Annotated in this window: 10 protein-coding genes and 1 pseudogene; 5 read left to right on the top strand and 6 right to left on the bottom strand. The window is 73.8% G+C overall.

Annotated elements, in window-relative coordinates:
* Positions 1–16: 16 nt before the first annotated feature.
* Positions 17–730, bottom strand: coding sequence for a polyprenyl diphosphate synthase (uppS, locus tag ACWH4W_RS22385; protein ID WP_473079232.1), 714 nt, complete (start codon positions 728–730; stop codon positions 17–19).
* A gap of 282 nt (positions 731–1012) precedes the next feature.
* Here uppS and ACWH4W_RS22380 point away from each other — a divergent pair, with 282 nt between their 5' ends.
* Both ACWH4W_RS22380 and ACWH4W_RS22375 read left to right on the top strand, forming a co-directional pair.
* The gene (locus tag ACWH4W_RS22380) at positions 1013–1228 is read left to right on the top strand and encodes a transposase (protein ID WP_473077650.1); all 216 of its coding nucleotides are present in this window, start codon (positions 1013–1015) and stop codon (positions 1226–1228) included.
* 89 nt (positions 1229–1317) lie between these two features.
* Positions 1318–1494 carry a hypothetical protein gene (locus tag ACWH4W_RS22375; protein WP_473077649.1) on the top strand — a complete coding sequence of 59 codons (177 nt, stop codon included), beginning with the start codon at positions 1318–1320 and terminating at the stop codon, positions 1492–1494.
* A gap of 164 nt (positions 1495–1658) precedes the next feature.
* Here the strand turns inward: ACWH4W_RS22375 and ACWH4W_RS22370 are convergent.
* The 3 genes and pseudogenes from ACWH4W_RS22370 to ACWH4W_RS22360 all read right to left on the bottom strand — a co-directional run.
* Positions 1659–2098: pseudogene (locus tag ACWH4W_RS22370) on the bottom strand (transposase); the annotation flags it as partial.
* A 57-nt stretch (positions 2099–2155) separates the two neighbouring features.
* Positions 2156–3010, bottom strand: a complete 855-nt coding sequence (locus ACWH4W_RS22365; protein WP_473077648.1) for a transposase family protein — start codon at positions 3008–3010, stop codon at positions 2156–2158.
* A 467-nt stretch (positions 3011–3477) separates the two neighbouring features.
* The gene (locus ACWH4W_RS22360) at positions 3478–4770 is read right to left on the bottom strand and encodes a helix-turn-helix domain-containing protein (RefSeq protein WP_473077647.1); all 1293 of its coding nucleotides are present in this window, start codon (positions 4768–4770) and stop codon (positions 3478–3480) included.
* A 680-nt stretch (positions 4771–5450) separates the two neighbouring features.
* Between ACWH4W_RS22360 and ACWH4W_RS22355 the strand changes: the two genes are divergently transcribed.
* On the top strand, positions 5451–6128 hold the full coding sequence (locus ACWH4W_RS22355; RefSeq protein WP_473077646.1) for a PAS domain-containing protein: 678 nt from the start codon (positions 5451–5453) through the stop codon (positions 6126–6128).
* Positions 6129–6230: 102 nt separating this feature from the next.
* Here the strand turns inward: ACWH4W_RS22355 and ACWH4W_RS22350 are convergent, their stop codons facing one another.
* On the bottom strand, positions 6231–6749 hold the full coding sequence (locus tag ACWH4W_RS22350) for an RNA polymerase sigma factor (RefSeq protein ID WP_190003486.1): 519 nt from the start codon (positions 6747–6749) through the stop codon (positions 6231–6233).
* A 61-nt stretch (positions 6750–6810) separates the two neighbouring features.
* Positions 6811–8115, bottom strand: coding sequence for a phthiocerol/phthiodiolone dimycocerosyl transferase family protein (locus ACWH4W_RS22345; protein WP_473077645.1), 1305 nt, complete (start codon positions 8113–8115; stop codon positions 6811–6813).
* A 470-nt stretch (positions 8116–8585) separates the two neighbouring features.
* Between ACWH4W_RS22345 and ACWH4W_RS22340 the strand changes: the two genes are divergently transcribed.
* Positions 8586–17225: an amino acid adenylation domain-containing protein gene (locus ACWH4W_RS22340; RefSeq protein WP_473077644.1), complete on the top strand. Its 8640-nt coding sequence runs from the start codon at positions 8586–8588 to the stop codon at positions 17223–17225.
* On the top strand, positions 17218–21105 hold the full coding sequence (locus tag ACWH4W_RS22335; RefSeq protein WP_473077643.1) for a type I polyketide synthase: 3888 nt from the start codon (positions 17218–17220) through the stop codon (positions 21103–21105). The genes ACWH4W_RS22340 and ACWH4W_RS22335 overlap by 8 nt, the downstream gene beginning before the upstream one ends.
* The last annotated feature ends 14 nt before the right edge of the window (positions 21106–21119 follow it).

Below are 21119 nucleotides of genomic sequence, written 5' to 3'. Positions count from 1 at the left end.
GGACGGTCTGCAGTCGTCACGATCGGGTTTCTCCGTTCTGGTTCGGCAGTACGCCGCCGAAACGGCGCTCGCGCTGCCGGTAGGCGTGCAGGCACTCGAGGAAGTCGGACGCGCGGAAGTCGGGCCACAGCGCCGGCGGGAAGACCCATTCGGCGTAGGCGACCTGCCAGAGCATGAAGTTGGAGATGCGCTGTTCGCCGGAGGTGCGGATGACCAGGTCGACATCAGGGGTGTCGGGAAAGGGCAGATGAGCGGCGAAGCTCTCCTCGGTCACGGCCTCGGACGGCACGCCGCTGCGGATCAGCGACCGTGCGGCCTCCACGATGTCCCTGCGGCCGCCGTGATCGAAGGCGACGGTCAGCGTCATCTGCCGGTTCTGGTCGGTCAGCGTCATCAAGTCGGCGATGTCTCGGGCCAGCCCGGGAGGGATGCGGGGATCGGTCATGCCGAGGAAACGGCAGCGGATGCCCCGCGCGTGCAGCAACGGGGCGTGCTTGCGTACCACTCGGCGCACCAGGTGCATGAGGAATTCGATCTCTGTGTCCGGGCGGCGCCAGTTCTCGGTGGAGAACGCGAACAGACTCAGCCAGCCCACTCCGGCTGCCCGCGCTGCCTCGATGACGTCGATCACTGTAGTCTCCGCAGCGCGGTGGCCGGAGGTTCGTGGAAGCGATCGTTGCGCTGCCCACCGGCCGTTTCCGTCCATCACACACGCGACGTGACGCGGCACCTCACGCGGCCTCGGCGGAGCCGTGCCCTTGGCAGCGGCAGCACGGGCAGCGGGCTCAGCTGTGGACTGCTTCACTGTCACGTCCGCCTCCTCTCAGCGGTCGAGACGGACGCCGTCCCGCAGGGGAGGAGGCATCGTCCAGCGGCACCGCCACCGTCTTACGGTCACCAACGGAAGGCTGACAGCGTTCGACGCCGCATGGTCCGCACATCTTATGAATTCACCCTTGGTGCGTATGTGCGGGTCGGAATGAGGTGAGGGCTGGGAACTCTCGTTTGGATCATGGGACTGCTGTACGAACAGGTGACACCTGACCTGGCTTGCCGAGAAGCGGCCTGGAAGGATGTTGCAGTGCCCAAGCCATATCCGAAGGAGTTCCGCCAAGACGTCGTGCGGGTCGCGCGCAACCGCGAGCCCGGCGTCACGCTGGAACAGATCGCCGCCGATTTCGGCGTCCACCCGTACGAGCCCGGCGCGTTCGCCGGCATGTCGAGCTGACCGACAGGTGACGCGCGGGCCCGGCCCGGCTTCTCCCGTCCGGACCGGGCCCACGCACACCCGAGGTCGCCGCCACCTGCCTGCACCGCATGGGACGCAACGCCGCGGCAGCCACCATGGACCGCCAAGCCCGCCTGGTCGGCGCACTGCAGCATCCCCTCGCCACAGGCGACACCCGCGCCGCTCAGCACACCTTGAAAACTCTGGCACCGACCTACGACACCTTGCGCCTGGACCTGCAACGCAGCCTTGCCATTGACGTTTGAACCGGCCACAGCAGACACAAGAGCGCCGCTGGTGGCTCTGACCCGCATTCGATGGTGACGAATCCTGTACGTTGAGCACGTTCACCCTGCGGAAAGCGCGGCTGCCGCTCCGAAAGGGCATGTGATCCAGGCGTATTGCCCTGTATGCCCTGATGGGCCCTTCGTCAGGTTGGTGCGCTCTCGTCCGTAATGCACTTGGCGAGGTTGCCGATCGAGACGATATGGATCATCGCCTCGGAGCTGGCCGTGAGCGTCTCGTAGTCGCGGGCGAGGCGGCGGTGCACCATGATCCAGCCGATACTCCGCTCCACCACCCAGCGCCTTTTCGCGATGTGGAAGCCGCGCTTTCCTGGGGTGCGGTTGACGACTTCGACGTCGATTCCGAGGCGGGCCCCGTGCTCGGCGACGGCGTTTTTGAGCCGGTGTCGACCCGGCTTTTCGCGAGGGTCGGGTAGGTCTCTTTCGCCTGGTCGAGGAGGCGTGTTCCCATGGCGTTCTCGGAGAGGCCGGCGCCGGCTGCCGTCACGGCGAGGACGAGGCCGACGTGTCGGTCAGAATGCCCCCTCCTCCGGCCCGCGATCTTCTTCGCGGCGTCCGTTCCCTGACGAGCTCGTGCGCGGCAGGCAGGGGAAGGTCGAGGAGGGTGGCAGGGGTTTGGTGTTCACATCTGTCGTGCTGACGTCGGGTCCGCGGTCTGCTGAGGCGAGAGCAGACCGGCCACGGCCTGGACGGTGTGGCTCATGTGCTCGCGGCGGCCGAGGTGGCGAGCCGGAATCCGCCAGTTTTTCAGATGGGCGATGCCGTGTCCGGCCCGGATACGGCGTGAGGAGTGCGCTTTGCGCTGTCGCTCGTACATTTCCTCGTACCAGTCGGGAGCGTTCTTCTTGAACTTGCAGTGCGGTGGGGTGATCACCCGTCCGCCGGTCTGGGCGCCCAGGCCCTGGTGGCCGGCATCGGCGAGGATCTCCACCGCGGGCCCGTCGGCCAGGAGTTCGACCAGCCCCGATTGACGAGCATGCGTGAAGTCCGCGCAGCTCCCGGGCTTGGTCGGGCTGCGGAACAGCGCGCGGCCGTCCTCGTCGGTGACGACCATGGCCTTGACGGCGTTCTGCTTGTTCTTGCCGGAGATGAACGTGTCCCGGTCCTTGCGCCCGACGGCCGGGCGCAGGACGCGGATCTCGGCGCCGTCGATGATGCCGGTCTTTCCGCCGGCGCCGAGGTGGTCGACGACCTCGGCCAGGGTCCGCAACCGCACTCCGGGGCGGACGGTGCAGCCTCGCTCGGCGAGCAGGGGCCGCACCTCGCCGATGGCGCGGGTGATGGTGGAGCGGTCCACCCCGAACCGGCAGGCCAGGACGTCATGAGTGGCCCCACGGCGGAGATGGACAAGGGTGGCCAGAAGCCGGTCGACGCACACCAGCCGGTGCTTCGCACCCGTCCCCGCAGCACGCTTCCGCGGCCGGGAAGCGAGCCTGGCCTGGTGCCGCTCATGCCACAACGGGCCCAGCTCAGCCACGAGTTCAGCGATCACCTCGGCCGACAGGCCCGTGATCCTCCGGTCGCTGATGACCGCTGCACGAGACGCGTTCCCCACCACGCGACCATGAGCGACGATCAGGAGCTCGACGTTCCCCTGTCCACCGTGCACGAGTTCGCTAGCCGGACCACTCACTCCCTGAGCCAGGCTGCCCGGCGGGCAGCCGACTGCCGTCGTGCGGGGGGCTGCGACGGGAGGTGTCGCCGTCACGGGCCCGTGACGGCGACAGCGTTCGCCACCGCGCCCTTCCGCCTGGAGCACATCGTTCCAGCGCCGGTTGACGCGTTCCTGCGCAGGCTCGCCCTCCTCGGCGCCGGTTCTCTTCGCCTGGCCGTCCTGCTGCGCGGCCCACGCGGTCCTCGCCTTCCGGCCCGGCGGGCTGCTTCGTCATCGTCACGGCTGCCTCCCCATCCCAGACGGCTCCGCTTGCCCCACCGGCGCGGCTTTCAAGCTGGTCGGCGGCCCGTGGCCTGCCCGTCCGGCCGGGCCTCGTCTGGCATCGGGCCGTCCTGCGGGGAGTGGACGTGGGCCGCCAGAGCGGTGGCCAGGGCCTGCCAGACGTGGGCCGCGAGGTCACGGTTGCCGGACTCGCTCGTCTGACGCGCCAGCCGTTCCAGGGCGGTGACACCCTCCCCGACGCGGCCCGCCAGGATCGTGAGCCGGCCGTCGAGGACCGACAGCCGCACCCGGTCGCGGTAGGACAGCCGCAGGTTCTCCTCGGACAGCACGGCCCGGCTCAGCGCGCGTGCGTCGTCCAGCCGGCCCTGCGCGAACGCGAGGTGCGCCTGGAGCATGCGCAGCTCCTGCAGTTGCGCGGGCGTGCCGATCAGGCCGAGGACGGGGGCGGCCTCGGCCAGCCAGCGCTCGGCCGCTGCCACCCGGGGTGGTGACATGTGCAGCGCTGTCGCGGTGGCGGCGGCCCGCAGCCGCGCCCACAGGGCCAGGTCGTCCCCGCTCCTGAGGAGGCCCAGGGCGGTGTCCAGCCGGGCCAGGGCGGTCGCTTCGTCGCCCTGGCGGTCGCTGACCTCGGCGGCCGCCCACAACGCCTCGGCCGCCGGCGCGGAGGGGGCCCGGGGCAGCAGATCGCGTTCCATCTCGTCGACGTGCCGGGAGGCCGCCTCCCACCTGCCGAGTTCCGTCTCGATGCCGATCAGCACCGTCAGGGCGGCCAGGGTGTCGGACACGCCCAGCTCCGCGGCGCGGGCGACGGACAGCGCCTCGGCGGCCGCCGGTTCCGCGCCGCGGGCATCGCCCAGGGCACGGGTGCAGCGGGCGTACCGCACCAGCGACCTGGCCCGCAGGTCGGGTGCCTCCAGCACGCGGCTCAGCTCCAGCAGTTCCAGCAGCCGGGCGCGCTCGAGCTCGTAGTCGCCGTCGTGGCCCGCGGCTCGGCTCAGCAGCCACAGGGCCTGCCAGCGAGCGGCGGGATCCTCACCCGGGTCCTCCTCGACCGCGCGGCCGAGCGCCTCCGTGCCGTCCGTCCCCGCGGGCGCCGAGGCCGCGGAGGCCAGCACCTCGGTCAGGGACCTGCCGTCCGAGGGTCCGGTCAGGGCGGAGGCGTCGACACCGAGCCGCCGGGCGAGATAGGCCACGGTCCGCTCCGTGGGGCGCCGCTCACCGGACTCCAGGCGCGACAGATGCCCCGTCGACATCCCGTCACCGACGACATCGGCCTGGCTCAAGCCCCGCGCGGCACGCAGCCTTTTTAGCCGGCGGCCGAACTGCGGCTGATCCAACATCTCCCTCCTCGGGTTCGGTGGCCCGATCGGCACGGTATCCGCGGTTCCGTTTGCCCGAACGGGTGCGTGAGTTGTCAACACTTTAGGAAGCGCGGCAAGGGGCGACAAGCTGTGGTGCGTGGCCGTCGGCGCATTCCGGAGGCGGTGCCGTCACTCCGCCGGGATTGTTTGCACCGAGGGTTCTCCGTGCCCGAAATGGGCCCGGGTGTGGAGCAGTTGACGAGTTGCCGAGTTCACCTGACAGACTCTTGCCTCAGGGGTTGCCTCCCCTTAGTCTCGAAGGCGACCCCTCAAACGAACCCCCTCTCCGTACTGTGGAGGTTCCAGTGCCGCGCACTGCCCGAACGGGCTTCTGTTCACGGCAGCACTCATGGTTGGCCCGCCCGACCGCCCCGTCGTCCGCCGACGGGACCGCGCCGCGGGATTGAATGGTCATGACAACGTTATCCAGGTGACCCGGACGACGGTCGCTTTGGCACCGCTTCTTCCGCTCACCCGACCCGCTCCGGGGACCCGGCGCCCGCCGCCGCCCCGGAACGACGCGGACACCCGGCCCGGGCCGCCGACGAGGTGGCGCGCCGTCACCGGGCGCTCGCCGACACCCAGGCACAGCGCACGGCCCGCTCCGCGTCGGCACACCCTTCCCAGCCCCCACGCGCAGGAAGAAGGACGGTACGTCCGTGGCGACCACGAGTTTCCCCGACGCCTCGCCCCGTAAGAAGGCCGCCGTTGCGGCTGTCCCGGTCCGCCGTGACCCGATCGGCGCACCGGACGGTGCCGCCCCGGAAGCCGCCTGCACGGCCCACGTGTCCCCGCGGACGCTGGCCGTCACGGCCGCGGAACCGGAATTCGCCCGGCAATTCAGCCTGAGCGCCGACGAGATATGCGGGCGCGGCCTGCTCGAACTGCTCTGTTCCCCGGTCCCCGGACAATTGCGGGAAAAGTTCACCGCGCTTTCCTCGGGACGTTGCCACAGATTCAGGGAAAGGGTGACGGGTCGCGACGAAGAGGGCCGGAATTTCCCGGCCGAGGTCACCGCGATCGCCGTCGGACAGCCCACGGGTGAGATCGTTGGTCTGGTCGTGTTCCTGCGCCGGACCGAAGAAGCGGCCGGCGGCGGACCCGTACTCAGCGCCCTCGACGCGCAGGTGCTGGAAGGTGTCGCGAGTGGTGAATCCACGGTGCAGTTGGCCTCCCGTCTCTATCTGAGCCGTCAGGGAATCGAATACCGCGTCGGCCAGATGCTGCGGCGTTTCGACGCCCCCAACCGGCCCGCTCTGGTGGCGCGGGCGCACGCGCTCGGGATGTTCGCCACCGGACAGTGGCCCCCGCGGGTCCTCCCGGAGCGCGTGCGGTAGTGCGGAGGCCGGGCCTGCCGAGCCCCGCGCCGGCGGCCGTGGCGGAGACACACCGCCACGGCCGCCGGAGTACCGGCCCGCCCCGGGGGTGGGGCGCCGGCGTCACGCCGCCGAGGGCTGCCACGCCTCCTGGAACCGGCGGCGGGCCCGGAACAGACGCGAGCGGACGGTGCCCACGGGCAGCGCGAGCACCTCGGCCATCTCCTCCTCGTTCAGCCCGTAGGCGCGCAGGGTGAGGACCTGCCGGTGCGCCTGGGACAGCCGCTCCAGCACGTCACTGATGTACACCGCGTCCAGGGGGTTGGTCTCCTCCTGCGAGTCCACCTCGGAGCAGCAGCTCTCCGCGCCGTAGCGCCTGGCGGTGCGGATGGCCTCGCGGACCGTCACCGAGCGCACCCAGCCGTAGAACGCCGCCGGTTCGCGCAGGGAACCCAGGCCGCGGTAGACGGCGAGCAGTGCCTCCTGCGTGGCGTCGGCACCGTCGTCGTGGGTGATGGACCTGCAGATGCGAGCAACGTAGGGCGTGATGGCGGTCAGCAGGTGGTTCATCGCGTGCTCGTCGCCGGCCTGGGCCCGGGGGAGCAGTGTCAGGGGGGAGGGCAGTTCGCTGACGGTCGTCATGGCGGACGGAAGTTCCTTACACAGCCGGGCGGGCGGGGGTCGGAGGGCGAACGGGCGGTGTTCAGCCGGCGGCGTGGGCGAGACCAGGTTCCACCGCGTCCGTGAAACGCAGCAGCCCGGCGCGCACGTCGTCGCGGAACGCCCGCATGAAGGACGGGCTGTAACAGGCGGTGGAGTGCGGGAACTCGATGGAGAGCCGGCCCTCGAAGGAGACCACGCACGCCATGACGGGGCTGCGTCCCGCCTGCGGGAAGTAGTGCTCGCGGGCCGGAACGAGGCGCACGTCGGCCGCCCGCAGCCCGTCCGGCAGCCGCGGGCCGGGGACCACCCCCATGTTCGTGGCGATCACCGTGGCCAGTTGCAGCGCGGGATTGCGGGGGATCTCCGGCGTGATGCGCATCTCGTGGAAGTGGTCGCCGCGGGCCAGGAAGTCGCCCAGCCGGGTGTGCACGGCACGGGCCAGCTCCAGCGGCTCGGAACGCGCGGCCACGTCCAGGGTCTGCAGATGGGTGGTGACCGCGGGGACCAGGTCGGAGGCGGGCACCGGCGGGGTGAGCCGCGCACGCAGGTCGACGGGGGAGAGGCAGCCGAGCGTGCGTGCCCCGTCGTCCCCGGCCAGGCGCCGCCGGGCCGCCGCCAGCAGCGTCGCGGCGATCAGGGCGTGCACGGAGACACCCGAGGCGCGTGCCGTACCGCGCAGCCGGGAGGTGAGGTCCGCGTCCAGGGTCAGCCGGCGGACCTCGATGTGTCCGTCCGGGTCGTCACCCCCATCGCCCGCGGCATCGTACGGGACCAGCTCGACCGGGTGGCGCCGCATCTCCTCCAGCCGGCCGTCGAGGTACTTCGCCGTGTCGGCCTCGTCGGCCGGAGGCAGCAGCCGGCTCACGGGCTCGGGCCAGCGCGGGAGTCCCGGAGCGGCAGTGCCGTCGGTGGTGCCTTCGACCAGCGCCCGGTAGCGGTCCCACAGCGCGTTGTGCGCCGCGATGCTGCTGTGGCCGTCGGTGATGGTGTGGTCGATCACCAGCATGAACAGGTGGCTCCGGCCGTCCGGCGCGCTGACCAGCACGGCACGGCTCAGCGGGCCGCCGACCGGCAGCGGCCTGTTCAGCTCTGCCGCGTAGGCCTCCTCCTCGTCGCCGGTCCGGGTGATCAGCCGGGGCCGCTCGTCCGCGCCGAGAAGGCGCAACACGTGCCCGCCGCCGTCCTGTTCGATGCGGGAGCGCAGCGGCGGGTTCGCCTCCGTCAGGGCGTCGAACGCGGCGGACAGCGCCGCGAGGTCCACCGGTCCACGCAGGGTGCAGGACAGCACGGCCCTGCTTCTCTGGCCCACGTAGAGCGTCTCGACCGGACACAGCGCACGGTGCATGCCGTCAGCCTTCTTTCCGTCGTTCGTTCCGGAAATCCACGGCCCCGGGACACAGCTGCCACCGCGGCGGTCCGCGGGGAGGTCGGGGGCCTTTCGAGAGTGCACGGCCGACCGCGGCCGAATCCAGCCGAGGACCCGGCGCGCGGTGAAGTCGCGTGATTTCCCTAGAAGTTGCGTCCCGGCGCACACTCCCCGGCACCCCGAACTTCAGGGAAACCCCTGAACCGGCGCCCCGGGAGCCGGTTCACCTTGACCCCGCCGGTGCCGGTGCAGCACCGTGCTGTGCCGTGAAACCGGGTCAGGTGACGTGATCCCCCTGGCCTCGGTGTGCGGTCCCTTCCCCGCCCCGTGGGCCGGCGGCCCGGCGCGCAGCCACACGCGCGGGCGGCACGGGGGTGGCCGCACCCGTCCGATCCGGCCGGGCCTTCGCCGTCCGGGACATCTACGGCTTGCCACGTGAGGGTTGCGCTATGTCACTCCAGGAGGACGCACGTCGACCGCTGTCCGGAGCCCAGGAGGGCCTCTGGTACGCCGGGCGGCTCGCACCGGACAGTGCCGCGTACAACACCGCGGAGGCCGTGGAGATCCACGGACCCCTCGACACCGCCCTGTTCGAGACCGCGCTGCGGCGCGTCGTCGCCGAGGCCGACACCTTCGCCCTGCGTTTCGCCGACACCGACGACGGCCCCCGCTGCCACCCCGCACCGGACGCGGACCACTGGCCCCTCCACCGGGTCGACGTCAGCGGCGCCGGGGACCCCGAGGCCGCCGCGTGGGAACACGTCCGCACCGACCTCGCGACCCCCGTCGACCTGGAGAAGGACCCCCTCTTCGCGCACACCCTGCTGACCCTGGCGCCCGACCGCCACCTCTGGCTGCTGAGGGCACATCACCTGCTCCTGGACGGCTACAGCTACAAGCTTCTCGGGCGCCGCCTGGCCGACACCCACAACGCCCTGGCCGAGGGGCGGGAACCGGAGCCCAGCGCCTTCGCGCCGGTGAGCCGGCTCCAGGAGGAGGAGGCGGCCTACCTCGCCTCCGAGCGGCACGCCCAGGACCGCGACCACTGGGCGCGGCGCCTGGCCGACCTGCCCGAGCCCGCCCGGTTCACCTCCCGCACGGCGGCCCCCACGGCGCCCTTCCTGCGCCGCACCGCCGAACTGACGCCCGCCGAGACCGAAGCGCTCGACGCCGCGGCGGCCCGCCTCGGAGTCCGGCGCACCGACCTGCTCACCGCCGCGACCGCCGTCTACCTGCACCGGATGACCGGCGCCGAAGACCTGGTGCTGGGGCTGGCCACGATGAGCCGCCTCGGCAGCGCCGCCCTGCGCACCCCGGGCACCGCCTCCGACGTCCTCCCGCTGCGCGTGGCAGCCACCCCCGGCACGCCCGTCGCGGAGCTGGTCCGAGCCGTCGCCGGTGAACTCGAGGCCCTGCGTCGCCACCAGCGCTACCGGGGCGAGTTCCTCCGCCGCGACCTGGGCCTGCTGGGCACCGGGCGCCGGCTGTACGGACCGGTGCTCAACATCGTCCCGTTCGACGAGTCCCCGGTCTTCGGCGGACACCCCACCACCTGGCACCACCTGTCCGGCGGAGCCGTCGACGACTTCCAGATCTCGGTGCGTCCCGGACCCCGTGGCGGCGGCCTGTGGCTGGCCTTCGACGCCAATCCCGCCCTGTACGAGGAGGACGAACTCGCCCTGCACCGCGAGAGGTTCCTCGCGGTGCTGCACCGGCTGGCCGCGGCCGAACCGGTGACGCCGCTGGGCGACCTGGACGTCCTGCTGCCGGGTGAACACCCGCGCGACACGCCCGTCCGCACCTTCCCGGCCGAGCGGACCCTCACGGAACTTTTCGAGGCACAGGTGGCGGCCGGGCCCGAGCGCACGGCCGTCAGCCACGGGCACGAACGGCTCACGTACGCCGCGCTCAACACCGAGGCAAACCGGCTCGCCCGGCTGCTGACCGCGCACGGCGCGGGGCCCGGCCGGGTCGTGGCGCTCGCCCTGGAACGCGGCCTGCGGCTGCTGCCCGCCCTGCTGGCCGTCCTCAAGACCGGCGCCGCCTACCTGCCCCTGGACCCCGGCCAGCCGACCGAGCGGCTGCGGCTGGTCGTCGAGGACGCGGCCCCCGTGGTGCTGGTCACCGAGCAGGCCCACGCCCACCTCGCCCACGACGCCGTCCCCGCCGTGCTGCTGGACGACCCGCAGGTGACCGCGGACCTCGCCCGCCGCTCCGGTGCCGACCTGACCGACGCCGAACGGCACGGCCCGGCCGGCCCGTCCGACACTGCCTACATCATCCACACCTCCGGCTCCACCGGCCGCCCCAAGGGCGTACCCGTGCCGCACGCCAACGTCGTACGGCTCTTCGCCGCCGCGGCCGAGCACTTCGACTTCCGTGCCGACGACGTGTGGACGCTGTTCCACTCCTACGCCTTCGACTTCTCCGTGTGGGAGATCTGGGGCGCCCTGCTGCACGGCGGCCGGCTCGTCGTCGTGCCCTACGCCGTCAGCCGCTCACCGCGTGAGTTCCTGGCCCTGCTGCACCGGGAGGGCGTCACCGTCCTCAACCAGACGCCGTCCGCGTTCGAGCAGCTCGTCGACGCCGACGCGGAACACGGGGGTGACGCAGGGGCGTTGCGCTACGTCATCTTCGGCGGGGAGGCCCTGCGCCCGGCGCGGCTGCGCCCCTGGACCGAACGGCACGGCCTGGACCGCCCGGCGCTGGTGAACATGTACGGCATCACCGAGACCACCGTGCACGTCACCCACCACCGGCTCACCGCGGCCGACCTGGACGATCCGCGCCGCGCCGGCGTCATCGGCACTCCGCTCGCCGACCTCCGGGTCCACCTGCTGGACGCCGCGGGACGCCCGGTGCCGCCCGGCGCGACCGGTGAGATGTACGTCTCCGGCGCCGGTGTCGCCACCGGCTACCTGAACCGCCCCGAGCTGACCGCCGAACGCTTCCTCGACGACCCCTACGGCCCGCCCGGCACCCGCATGTACCGCTCGGGCGACCTGGCCCGGCGCCGCCCCGACGGCGCTCTCGACTACGTCGGCCGCGCCGACGCCCAGATTCAGCTGCGCGGCTTCCGCGTCGAACCCGGCGAGATCGAGGCCGTCCTCGCCGCCCACCCCGGCGTCACCCGTGCCGCCGTCGTGCCCCGCCACGCCGGCAACGGCGCCCTGCACCTCGTCGCCTACACCGTCCCCTCCGGCGACGACGCACCCGTGAGCCCCGCCGACCTGCGCGCCCACGCCGCCGCCCACCTGCCCGAGCACATGGTCCCCGCCGCCTGCGTCCCGGTGGAGACCCTGCCGCTGACCGCGAACGGCAAGCTCGACGTCCAGGCCCTGCCCGACCCCGACTTCACCGCCGCCGCGTCCGGCACCCGCCCCGCCACACCCGAACAAACCCTGGTGTGCGCCCTGTTCGAGGACGTGCTGCAGCTGCCGCGGGACTCCGTGGGGGTGGACGCCGGCTTCTTCGACCTGGGCGGCGACTCCCTGCTCGCCACCAGACTGCTGGCCCGTCTGCGGCACGAGACCGGCGCGGAGATCCCCATCACCGCCCTGTTCGAGACGCCGACCCCGGCGGCGCTCGCACGTCGGGTCGCCGTACGGGCGCACGATGCCCCACCCCGGCCGGTCCTCGGCGACGCCGCGCACCCCCAGCGGGTGCCGCTGTCCTTCGCGCAGGAACGCATGTGGTTCCTGCACCGGCTCGACGAGGGCGCGGCCACCTACCACATCCCGCTCCTCGTCCCCGTCGGGCCGGAGCTGGATGCCGAGGCGCTCGACGCGGCCCTCGGCGACCTGGCCGACCGGCACGAGAGTCTGCGCACGGTGATCGCCGAGCACGACGGAGTGCCCTACCAGCGCATCCTGGCGCCGGGAGAGCTGCGCCCGGTGCTGCGGCGGATCGACTGCCCGGCCGCGGAGGCCGCCGCCCATGTCACCGCCGCGCTGCGGCGCCGCTTCGACCTGACCGCCGAAAGCCCCCTCGCGGTCTGGCTGCTGGGCACCGGCACCGAGCGGGTCCTGCTGTTCGTGCTGCACCACGCCGCCGCCGACGGCTGGTCGCTCGGCCCCTTCGCCGCCGACCTGTCCGCCGCCTACGCGTCCCGCCGTCAGGGGCGGGCACCCGACTGGACCCCGCCGACGGTGCAGTACGCCGACTACGCACTGTGGCAGCGCGCCCTGCTGGCCCCCGGACCGGACGGCCCCGGCCGGCTGGAACGGCTCACCGCCCACTGGCGTACCGTGCTGGACGGCCTGCCCGAGGAGTGCACCCTGCCCGGCGACCGGCCGCGGCCCACCACGCCGCGCGGCGGCGGCGCGCACGTCGAACTCGCCGTCGACCCCGCCCTGCACCGTGCTCTGCTGCGCCTCGCCGACCGTGAGGGCGCCAGCCTGTTCATGGTGCTGCACGCCGCCGTCAGCGCCCTGCTCACCCGCTGCGGCGCCGGCGAGGACATCGTCCTCGGCACCCCCGTGGCGGGCCGCACCGAATCCGGCCTCGACCCCCTGATCGGCCTGATCGCCAACACCCTGGTGCTGCGCGCCGACACCTCCGGCGACCCCGCCTTCCGGGACCTCCTCGCCCGGCTGCGTACCGCCGACCTGGCCGCCCTGGACCACCAGGACCTGCCCTTCGACCGGCTGGTGGAGGACCTCAACCCGCCCCGCACGCCCGGCCGCCACCCCCTGTTCCAGGTGATGCTCGCCCTGCAGAACAACAGGCCGGCCGTCCTCGAACTCGACGGCACCCGCACCGAGTTGCGGCCCACCGCCACCGGCACCGCCAAGTTCGACCTCTTCGTGGACGTCCTGGAGCGCCACGGCCCCGAGGGCGCCCCCGACGGCCTGACGCTGCACGTCGAGTACGCCACCGATCTCTACGACGCCGGCACCGCCGAGGCGTTCGCCCGCGCGCTGCACGACGTCCTGAGCACGGTGAGCGCCGACCCCGGGACCCGCCTCGGGGACCTGCCCGCGCTTCCCGAGCGCACCCCCGCCCCGGCCGAGGCCGATCCCGCCGTCCTGAAGGACGCGGCCCTGTCCGTGCCCGGCATCCGCGGCGCCCACGCCCTGCCCGGCGGTGGCGACGCCCCGTCGCGCCTGTACGTGGTGCCCGGGCGGTCCGACGCCGCGGAACGCGTCGAGGAGCTCCTGGACCGCGCGGGCCACGGCTCCGTGCGCGTCACGGCGGTCAACGCCCTGCCCCGGGCCGAGGACGGCACCGTGGACGGCGCGGCACTGCGCGCCCTGCCGGCCGTCGACGCGACCGCGGCCCGGACCTGGCGGGAGCGGCTCGCCCGGCTGCCCGGCGTCACCACGGTCGACGTGTCGGTCGAGAACGCCCCGGAGGAACTCGACCGCCGCCACACCGGACTGCCCGACCGCTCCGCCGAAGCCGCCCCCGCCACCCGCACCGCGGAAGCCTCCGGCGTTCCGGCCGTCAGCGAAGGCCCCGCCCTCGCCGAGCCGTCCGTGCCGAGCTGGGCCGAGGCCCTGCGCCGCGCCGCCGCGCGGGACCGGGGCGACATCGTCCACGTCCACGCCGACGGCAGCGAGCACCGGCGCACCTACGCGTCCCTCATCCCCGAGGCCTCCCGCGTCCTGGCCGGACTGCGCCGGGCCGGACTGCGCCCCGGCGACCAGGTCATCCTCCAGTGCGACGTCACCGAGGACTTCCTCGCCGCGCTGTGGGGCTGCGTCCTCGGCGGTTTCGTCGCCGTCCCGCTGACCGTCCCCGCCTCCTACGACACCCCCTCCGCGGCACTCACCAAACTGGAGGGCATCTGGCGGATGCTCGGCCGACCCTGGATCGTGTGCTCCGCCGGCCGCGAGGCCGGTCTGCGCGCGGTCGCTGCCCGGCAGGACTGGCCCGGGCCGCGCATCACCACCGCCGACGCCCTGCGCGAGGCGCCCGAGGACCACGACTGGCACCCCGCCGAACCGGACGACCTCCTGCTGATGCTCATGACGTCCGGCAGCACCGGCCTGCCCAAGGCGGTGCGCCTCACCCACCGCAACGTGCTGACCCGCTCGGCCGCCACCGAGCAGATGAACGACCTCGGCGCCGACGACGTCTCCCTCAACTGGATCCCGCTCGACCACGTCACCGGCGTGGTGATGTTCCACCTGCGCGACGTGTACCTCGGCTGTCGCCAGGTCCACGCCCCCACCTCCTGGATCCTGCAGGACCCGCTGCGCTGGATGGACCTCGCCGACCGGCACCGGGTCACCGTCACCTGGGCGCCCAACTTCGCCTTCGGGCTCCTCGCCGAACAGGCCCACCGCTTCACCGGCCGTGCCTGGGACCTGTCGCCGATGCGGCTGGTCATGAACGCCGGTGAGGTCGTCGTCGCCTCCGCCGCCCGCGCGTTCCTGCACACGCTCGAGCCCTTCGGCCTGCCGCAGGACGTGATGCACCCCGGCTGGGGCATGTCCGAGACCTGCTCCGTGGTCACCGACGCCGTCCTGCCCGCCGAACCCGTGCCGGGCGAAGGGACGTTCGTCAGCTGCGGCCGGCCCTACCCGGGGTTCGCCATGCGGATCGTCGACGAACAGGGCACGGTCCTCACCGAGGGCGAGGCGGGCCGCTTCCAGGTCCGCGGCACCTCGGTGACCGGCGGCTACCACGACAACCCCGCGGCCAACGCCGAGGCGTTCACCGACGACGGCTGGTTCGACACCGGCGACCTGGCGTTCCTGCGCGACGGCGAGCTCTACATCACCGGCCGGGCCAAGGACGTCATCATCGTCAACGGGGTGAACCACTACAGCCACGAGATCGAGGCGTGCGTCGAGGAACTGCCCTACGCGGAGCGGAGTTTCACCGCCGCGGTCGCGGTGCGCACCGACCCGTCCTCACCCACCGACGAACTCGCCCTGTTCCTGCACCTCACCCCGGAGGCCACCGCCGACCCGGCCCGCGCCCTGCGCGAGATCGCCGGCAAGGTCACCCGGGAGATCGGCGTGAGCCCGTCCTTCCTCATCCCCGTGGCGCGGGACGCCGTCCCCAAGACGGAGATCGGCAAGATCCAGCGCACCAGGCTCCGCAAGAGCTTCGAGGCGGGCGACTTCGACGACGAGGTGCGCCGGACCCAGCTGCTGCTGGGCACCGCGGCCACCGTCCCCGACTGGTTCCTGCGCCCGGTGTGGCAGCGCGCGGAACGCCCCGCTGCCCGTCCCACGACGTCCGGGCGGCACACCCTCGTCCTCGCGGGCGCCGACCCGCGGGCCGGCGCACTCGCGCAACGGCTCGCCGACGCGCTGCGCTCCGCCGGGGGCCTGTGCACGGTGGTCTCCGAAGGACCGTCGTACACCCGGATCGACGCCGCGCACTACCGCGTCCGGCCCGCCGAGGAGCCCGACTACGCCGCGCTGCTGGACCGGCTGGAGCAGGACCAGCGGCCCGTCGACGCCGTCCTCCACCTCGACGGACTTCGGGCAGGCCCCCCGGCGGCGCCGGACGACACGACGGGTGCGGAGCGGCTGCTCGCCTTCGCCCGGGCCCTGACCGCCCGGCCCGGCCGGCAGCGCCCCGTGGACCTGGTCCACGTGTCCGCAGGCGCCCAGGCCGTCCGCGCCGGCGACCACCCCTCCCCGGCCCACGCCCTGGCCGGAGCACTGCTCAAGTCGCTGGCCGAGGAATGCGGCTGGCTGCGGACCCGGCACCTCGACCTGCCACCGGGCGACGGCACCGACCCGCTGGCCCTCCTGACGGCCGAGGCGGCCGCCACCGCGGACGGCGCGGACGTGGCGTACCGGGACGGACTGCGCTACGAACGCCGCCTCGCCCCCCTGCCCGACAGCCCGCCCCGCACCGAGCCGCCCGCGCACGACGGCTTCACCCTGCTCACCGGAGGCCTCGGCGGCGTCGGCACCGAGATCGCCGCCCACCTGCTGCGCACCCCGGGCACCCGGCTGCTCGTCCTCGGGCGCACCCCGGAGGACGAGGCCCACGCCCTGCCGCGGCTGCGCGAACGCGGGGAGGTCCGCTACGCCCGCGCCGACGTCACCGACGAAGCCCGGGTCCGCGCCGCGGTCGAGGCCGCCACCGAGGCGTGGGGCGTGCCCCTGACGTCGGTGCTGCACCTGGCCGGGACGCTCGTGGAGCGCCCCGTCCGCGAACTGGACGCCCCCACCTGGCGCCGGGCGCTGGAGGCGAAGGTGCGCGGCGCGTGGATCCTGCACCGGCTCACCGCCGACCACCCGGTCCACTCCTTCGTCACCTTCTCCTCGGTCAACGGCTTCTTCGGCGGCGCCATGAACGCCGCCTACGCCGCCGCCAACGCCTACCTGGACGCCCTCGCCGGGTACCGCCGCGGCCTCGGCCTGCCCGCGCAGTCGCTCGCCTGGAGCATGTGGCGCGAACGCGGCATGAGCCGCGGCTACGGTCTCACCGCGCTCACCGAGGCCCGGGGCTACCGGCTGCTCGACGTTCCCGCCGCGCTGCGCTCCTTCGACCTCGCCCGCACCCTCGACGAACCGCACCTGCTGGTCGGCGCCGACCGCACCGCCCCCTGGGTGCGCAGCCACGTCGTGGCCCCGGCGCGCCAGACCCGCCGCCTGGCCGCGCGGGTCGGCCTGCAGGACGGCACCGACCTCGGCGCCCTGTACCGCGCCGTCACCGGCAGCGCCCGTGCGGCCGGCCTGTCCGACGACGGGTGGGCGCTGCGCTCGGCGGGCACGAGCGCTCGCCCCGACGAGCCGGGGACGGAAGACGGCCTGCGGCGGCTGGAGAGCCGGCTCGCCGAGGTGTGGTGCGACGTCCTGGGCCGCGACCGGGTGGGCCCGGACGACAACTTCTTCGACCTGGGCGGCAACTCCCTGCTCCTGGTCACCGCCCAGACCGCCGTGAACCGGGCCTTCGACAGCGAACTGTCGGTGGTCGACCTGTTCGCGCACCCCACCGTCCGGGACCTGGCCCGCCACCTGTCGGCCACCGGCGCGGGCCCGGTGCCGGACACCGAGGCGCCGTCCCGGCCGGCCACCGGCGACGGCCTGGACCGCGCCCGGGAACAAGCCCGCCGGCAACGCGCCGCCCGCGCCCGCCGCACCGCCCGTCAGGGCAAGGACCGCGGCCATGCGTGACCGGGCCGACGGCACACCGCACACGAACGAACCGGGAGAGGACGAGGCACAGGCCGTGCACGACACCACCGCACCCCACGACGAGGACTTCCCCGCCGTAGCCGTCATCGGCATGGCGGGCCGCTTCCCCGGCGCCGACGACCTCGACGCCTTCTGGGACAACCTCGCGGCCGGCCGGGAGTCCGTACGGTCCGTCACCGACGAGGAGTTCCTCGCCGCGGGCGGCGACCCGCGCGACCTCGACGACCCGTCACTGATCCGCAAGGCGTCGGTCGTCGAGGGCATCGACCGCTTCGACTCCGGCTTCTTCGGCTACAGCCCCGCCGAAGCCGCCGTCGTCGACCCGCAGCAGCGACTGCTGCTGGAGACGGCCTACCACGCCCTGGAGGACGCCGGCTGCCTCGGCACCGACCGGGCGGGAGAGGCGTTCGGCGTGTACGCGGGGGCGGGCGACAGCCGGTACTACCCGGCCCACGTCCACCCCCGCTTCGCCGGGCAGCCCGGCTCGGTGGCCCTCGTCCACGCGGCCACGGCCAACTCCCTCGGCACCCTCGCCACCCGCGTCTCCTACGAGCTCGGCCTCACCGGGCCCAGCGTGTCCCTGCAGACGGCCTGCTCCACCGCGCTGGTCGCCGTGCACACCGCCTGCCAGGACCTGCTCGACCACCGCTGCGACACCGCGCTCGCCGCCGCCGTCTCCCTCAACCCCTCCGCCGTCCTGGGCTACCGCCACGTGCCCGACGGACCCTTCTCACCCGACGGGCACTGCCGGGCCTTCGCCGCGGACGCCGCCGGCACCTCCTCCGGCGACGGTGTGGGAGCCGTCGTCCTCAAGCGGCTGGAGGACGCCCTCGCCGACGGCGACCGCATCCGCGCCGTCATCCGCGGCAGCGCCGTCAACAACGACGGCCGCCGCAAGGTCGGCTTCAGCGCCCCCAGCGCCGCCGGACAGACCGAGGTCGTCCTCGCCGCACAGGCCCAGGCGGAGGTCGACGCCGGCACCATCGGTCTGGTCGAGGCGCACGGCACCGCCACCAGACTCGGCGACCCGATCGAGGTGTCCGCCCTGACGGAGGCCTTCCGGCACAGCACGGACCGGACCGGATTCTGCGCGCTCGGCTCGGTCAAGACCAACATCGGCCACCTCGGAGCCGCCGCCGGCATCGCCGGACTCATCAAGGCCGTCCTGGCCCTGGAACACCGGCAGATCCCGCCGAGCCTGCACTTCGACCGGCCCAACCCGCTCATCGACTTCGACGCGAGCCCCTTCCGCGTGCCCACCGTCCTGGAGGACTGGCCCGAGGGGGAGCACCCCCGCCGGGCCGCCGTCAGTGCCTTCGGCATCGGCGGCACCAACGCCCACGTCGTCCTGGAGGAGGCACCCCGCATCGCACCCGCCGCGCCGCGCCCGCCCGAGGAGGAGCACCGCGTGGTGCTGCCGCTGTCGGCGCGCACCGCCGGCGCCCTGCGCGGCCAGGCCGAGGCACTCGCCCGGCACCTGGAGCGCCGGCCGGAGCTGCGCCTGGAGGACGTGGCCCACTCCCTGCGCACCGACCGGCCCGCGCTGCGCCACCGGCTCACCGTCTCGGCCGCCTCCCGCGCCGAGGCCCTCGACGCGCTGCGCTCCGCCGCCCCGGCCACCGCGCCGCTGTCCGGCGACCCGGTCCGGGTGGCGTTCCTGCTGCCCGGCGGCGGCACCCAGTACCCCGGCATGGGCAAGGACCTGTACCGCGACCACGCCGCCTACCGCGACACCGTCGACGAGTGCGCCCGCATCCTGCGGCCGGTCCTCGGCACCGACCTGCGCACCGCCCTCTTCGAGGAGCGACGGCCCGACGACCTCTCCGCGTTCCTCGGACTCGTCGTCACCGAGTACGCCCTGGCCCGCACCCTCATGGAATCGGGCGTGCGTCCCGACGCGCTGATCGGCCACTCGCTCGGCGAGTACACGGCCGCCTGCCTGGCCGGTGTCATCGACCTGGCGGACATGCTGCCCCTGGTCACCGAGCGCATCCGGCTCATCAGCTCCGCCGGCGGAGCCACGGTCGGCGTCGCCGCCCCGGCCGAGGAGATCCGGCCCCTGCTCGACGCCGACCTGTCCCTGGCCGCCGTCAACGGCCCCAGCGCCTGCACCGTCGCCGGCCACCTCGACGCCGTCACCCGCTTCGAGGCCGAACTCACCCGCCGCGGCGTCCCGTTCCGCCGCCTGCGCATCCCCGTCGCGGCCCACTCCCACGTCCTGGACCCCGTCCTGCCGGCCTACGAGACCCACCTGCGCCAGGTCACCCTGCGCCCGCCGCGCATCCCGTACGTCACCAACGTCACCGGCACCTGGGTCACCGACGCCCAGGCCGCCTCCGTGCGGCACTGGATCGACCACACCCGCGACACCGTCCAGTTCGCCGACGGCATCACCGCCCTGTGGGACCGGCTGCGCCCCGTCCTCGTGGAGATCGGGCCCGGCGACACCCTGACCAAGCTCGCCGCCGGACGGCTCACCGACGAGGCACCGGTCACGGTGACCACCATGCGGCACGCCAAGGCCGAGGCGTCCGACGGGTTCGTCCTCGCCGAGGCACTGGGACGGCTGTGGAGCGCGGGCGTGGACAGCGCACTGCCCCGCGTGCCGGGCGCGCCCCGGCGGGTGCCGCTGCCCCCGTACGCCTTCGAACGCCGGCGCCACTGGATCGACGCACCGGGCGCCCGGACGGACCCCGCCACGTCCGACGACGCCCCGGCCGCCGCGGACCCCGGCCTCGCCCCACGGCCCCGGCTGACGACCGAGCACGTACCGCCCCGCACGGACCGCGAACGCGAGGTCGCCCGGCTCTGGGAGGAGATTCTCGGCATCGGCGGCATCGGGCTGCACGACAACTTCTTCGACCTCGGCGGCGACTCGATGCGCGCCGTGCTGCTGGCGGGCCGGCTGCGTCAGGCCGGTGTCCTCGACGTCCCGGCGGCGACCCTGCTGGCCGCACCCACCGTGGCCGGGGTCCTCGCCACGGCCGACCAGCCGGCCGAGGAGACGCCGGACAGCACCACCACCGCGCTCGGTCCCCTGCTGCCGCTGCGCGCCGAGGGCGCCGCCGCGCCCCTGTTCTGCGTCCACCCCGGCGCGGGCATCGCCTGGCGCTACACCGGCCTGCTGCCCCACCTCGGCGGCGACCAGCCCGTCCACGGCATCCAGGCGGCCGGCCTCGACGGCACCCGGCCGCCCGCCCCGGACGCCGCCTCCATGGTCGCCCACTACCTCGACCTGGTACGCCAGGTGCAACCCCACGGCCCCTACCGGCTGCTGGGCTGGTCCTACGGCGGATTCGTCGCCCACGCCATGGCCTGCGCCCTCCAGCGCGACGGGGAGCAGGTCGAACTCCTCGCCATGCTCGACGCCCCCCAGCCGCACGGCACCGCCCACGACCCCGAGGCGGCCGAACGCCAGGTCGCGGCCCTGCTGTCCAGGGTGGCCGGGCTCGTGGTCGACGGGGCGCCCGTGGAGACCGTCCTGGACCGGATCGACGCCCGGGTCACGGCCGACCCGGCGAGCGTCCCCGTGACCCGCGCCGAGGCCGCCGCCATCGCCGCCGTCATGCGCAACAACCTGCGCATCGCGCCCCAGTTCGCCCCGGGCGTCTACCGCGGCGACGTGCTGTTCTTCAGCGCCGCCGAGGAGCAGCCCACCGCCTTCCCGGCGGACCTGGCGGTGCTGCCGGGCAAGGCCGACAGCTGGCGGCCCTACGTCGACGGAACCCTCCACGACCACCACGTGCCCTGCGGCCACTACGAGATGACCGAACCCGAACCGATCGCCCGTATCGGCGAAGCGGTCGCCAAGGCCCTGCGCGGCCTCGGCGACCGGGCCTCCACCTCCCCTTCCCCCTGAACCCGCGTTGAGGA

This window comes from Streptomyces sp. DSM 120436 (assembly GCF_055778765.1).
This window is presented reverse-complemented; position numbering and strand designations above follow the sequence as displayed.

Bases quoted from the DNA above. Each gene is read 5' to 3' on its own strand.
- ACWH4W_RS22340 (WP_473077644.1), top strand. From the start codon at position 8,586: ATGTCACTCCAGGAGGACGCACGTCGACCGCTGTCCGGAGCCCAGGAG.
- ACWH4W_RS22350 (WP_190003486.1), bottom strand. From the start codon at position 6,749: ATGACGACCGTCAGCGAACTGCCCTCCCCCCTGACACTGCTCCCCCGG.
- ACWH4W_RS22360 (WP_473077647.1), bottom strand. From the start codon at position 4,770: ATGTTGGATCAGCCGCAGTTCGGCCGCCGGCTAAAAAGGCTGCGTGCC.
- ACWH4W_RS22335 (WP_473077643.1), top strand. From the start codon at position 17,218: ATGCGTGACCGGGCCGACGGCACACCGCACACGAACGAACCGGGAGAG.
- ACWH4W_RS22345 (WP_473077645.1), bottom strand. From the start codon at position 8,115: ATGCACCGTGCGCTGTGTCCGGTCGAGACGCTCTACGTGGGCCAGAGA.
- ACWH4W_RS22380 (WP_473077650.1), top strand. From the start codon at position 1,013: ATGGGACTGCTGTACGAACAGGTGACACCTGACCTGGCTTGCCGAGAA.
- ACWH4W_RS22375 (WP_473077649.1), top strand. From the start codon at position 1,318: ATGGGACGCAACGCCGCGGCAGCCACCATGGACCGCCAAGCCCGCCTG.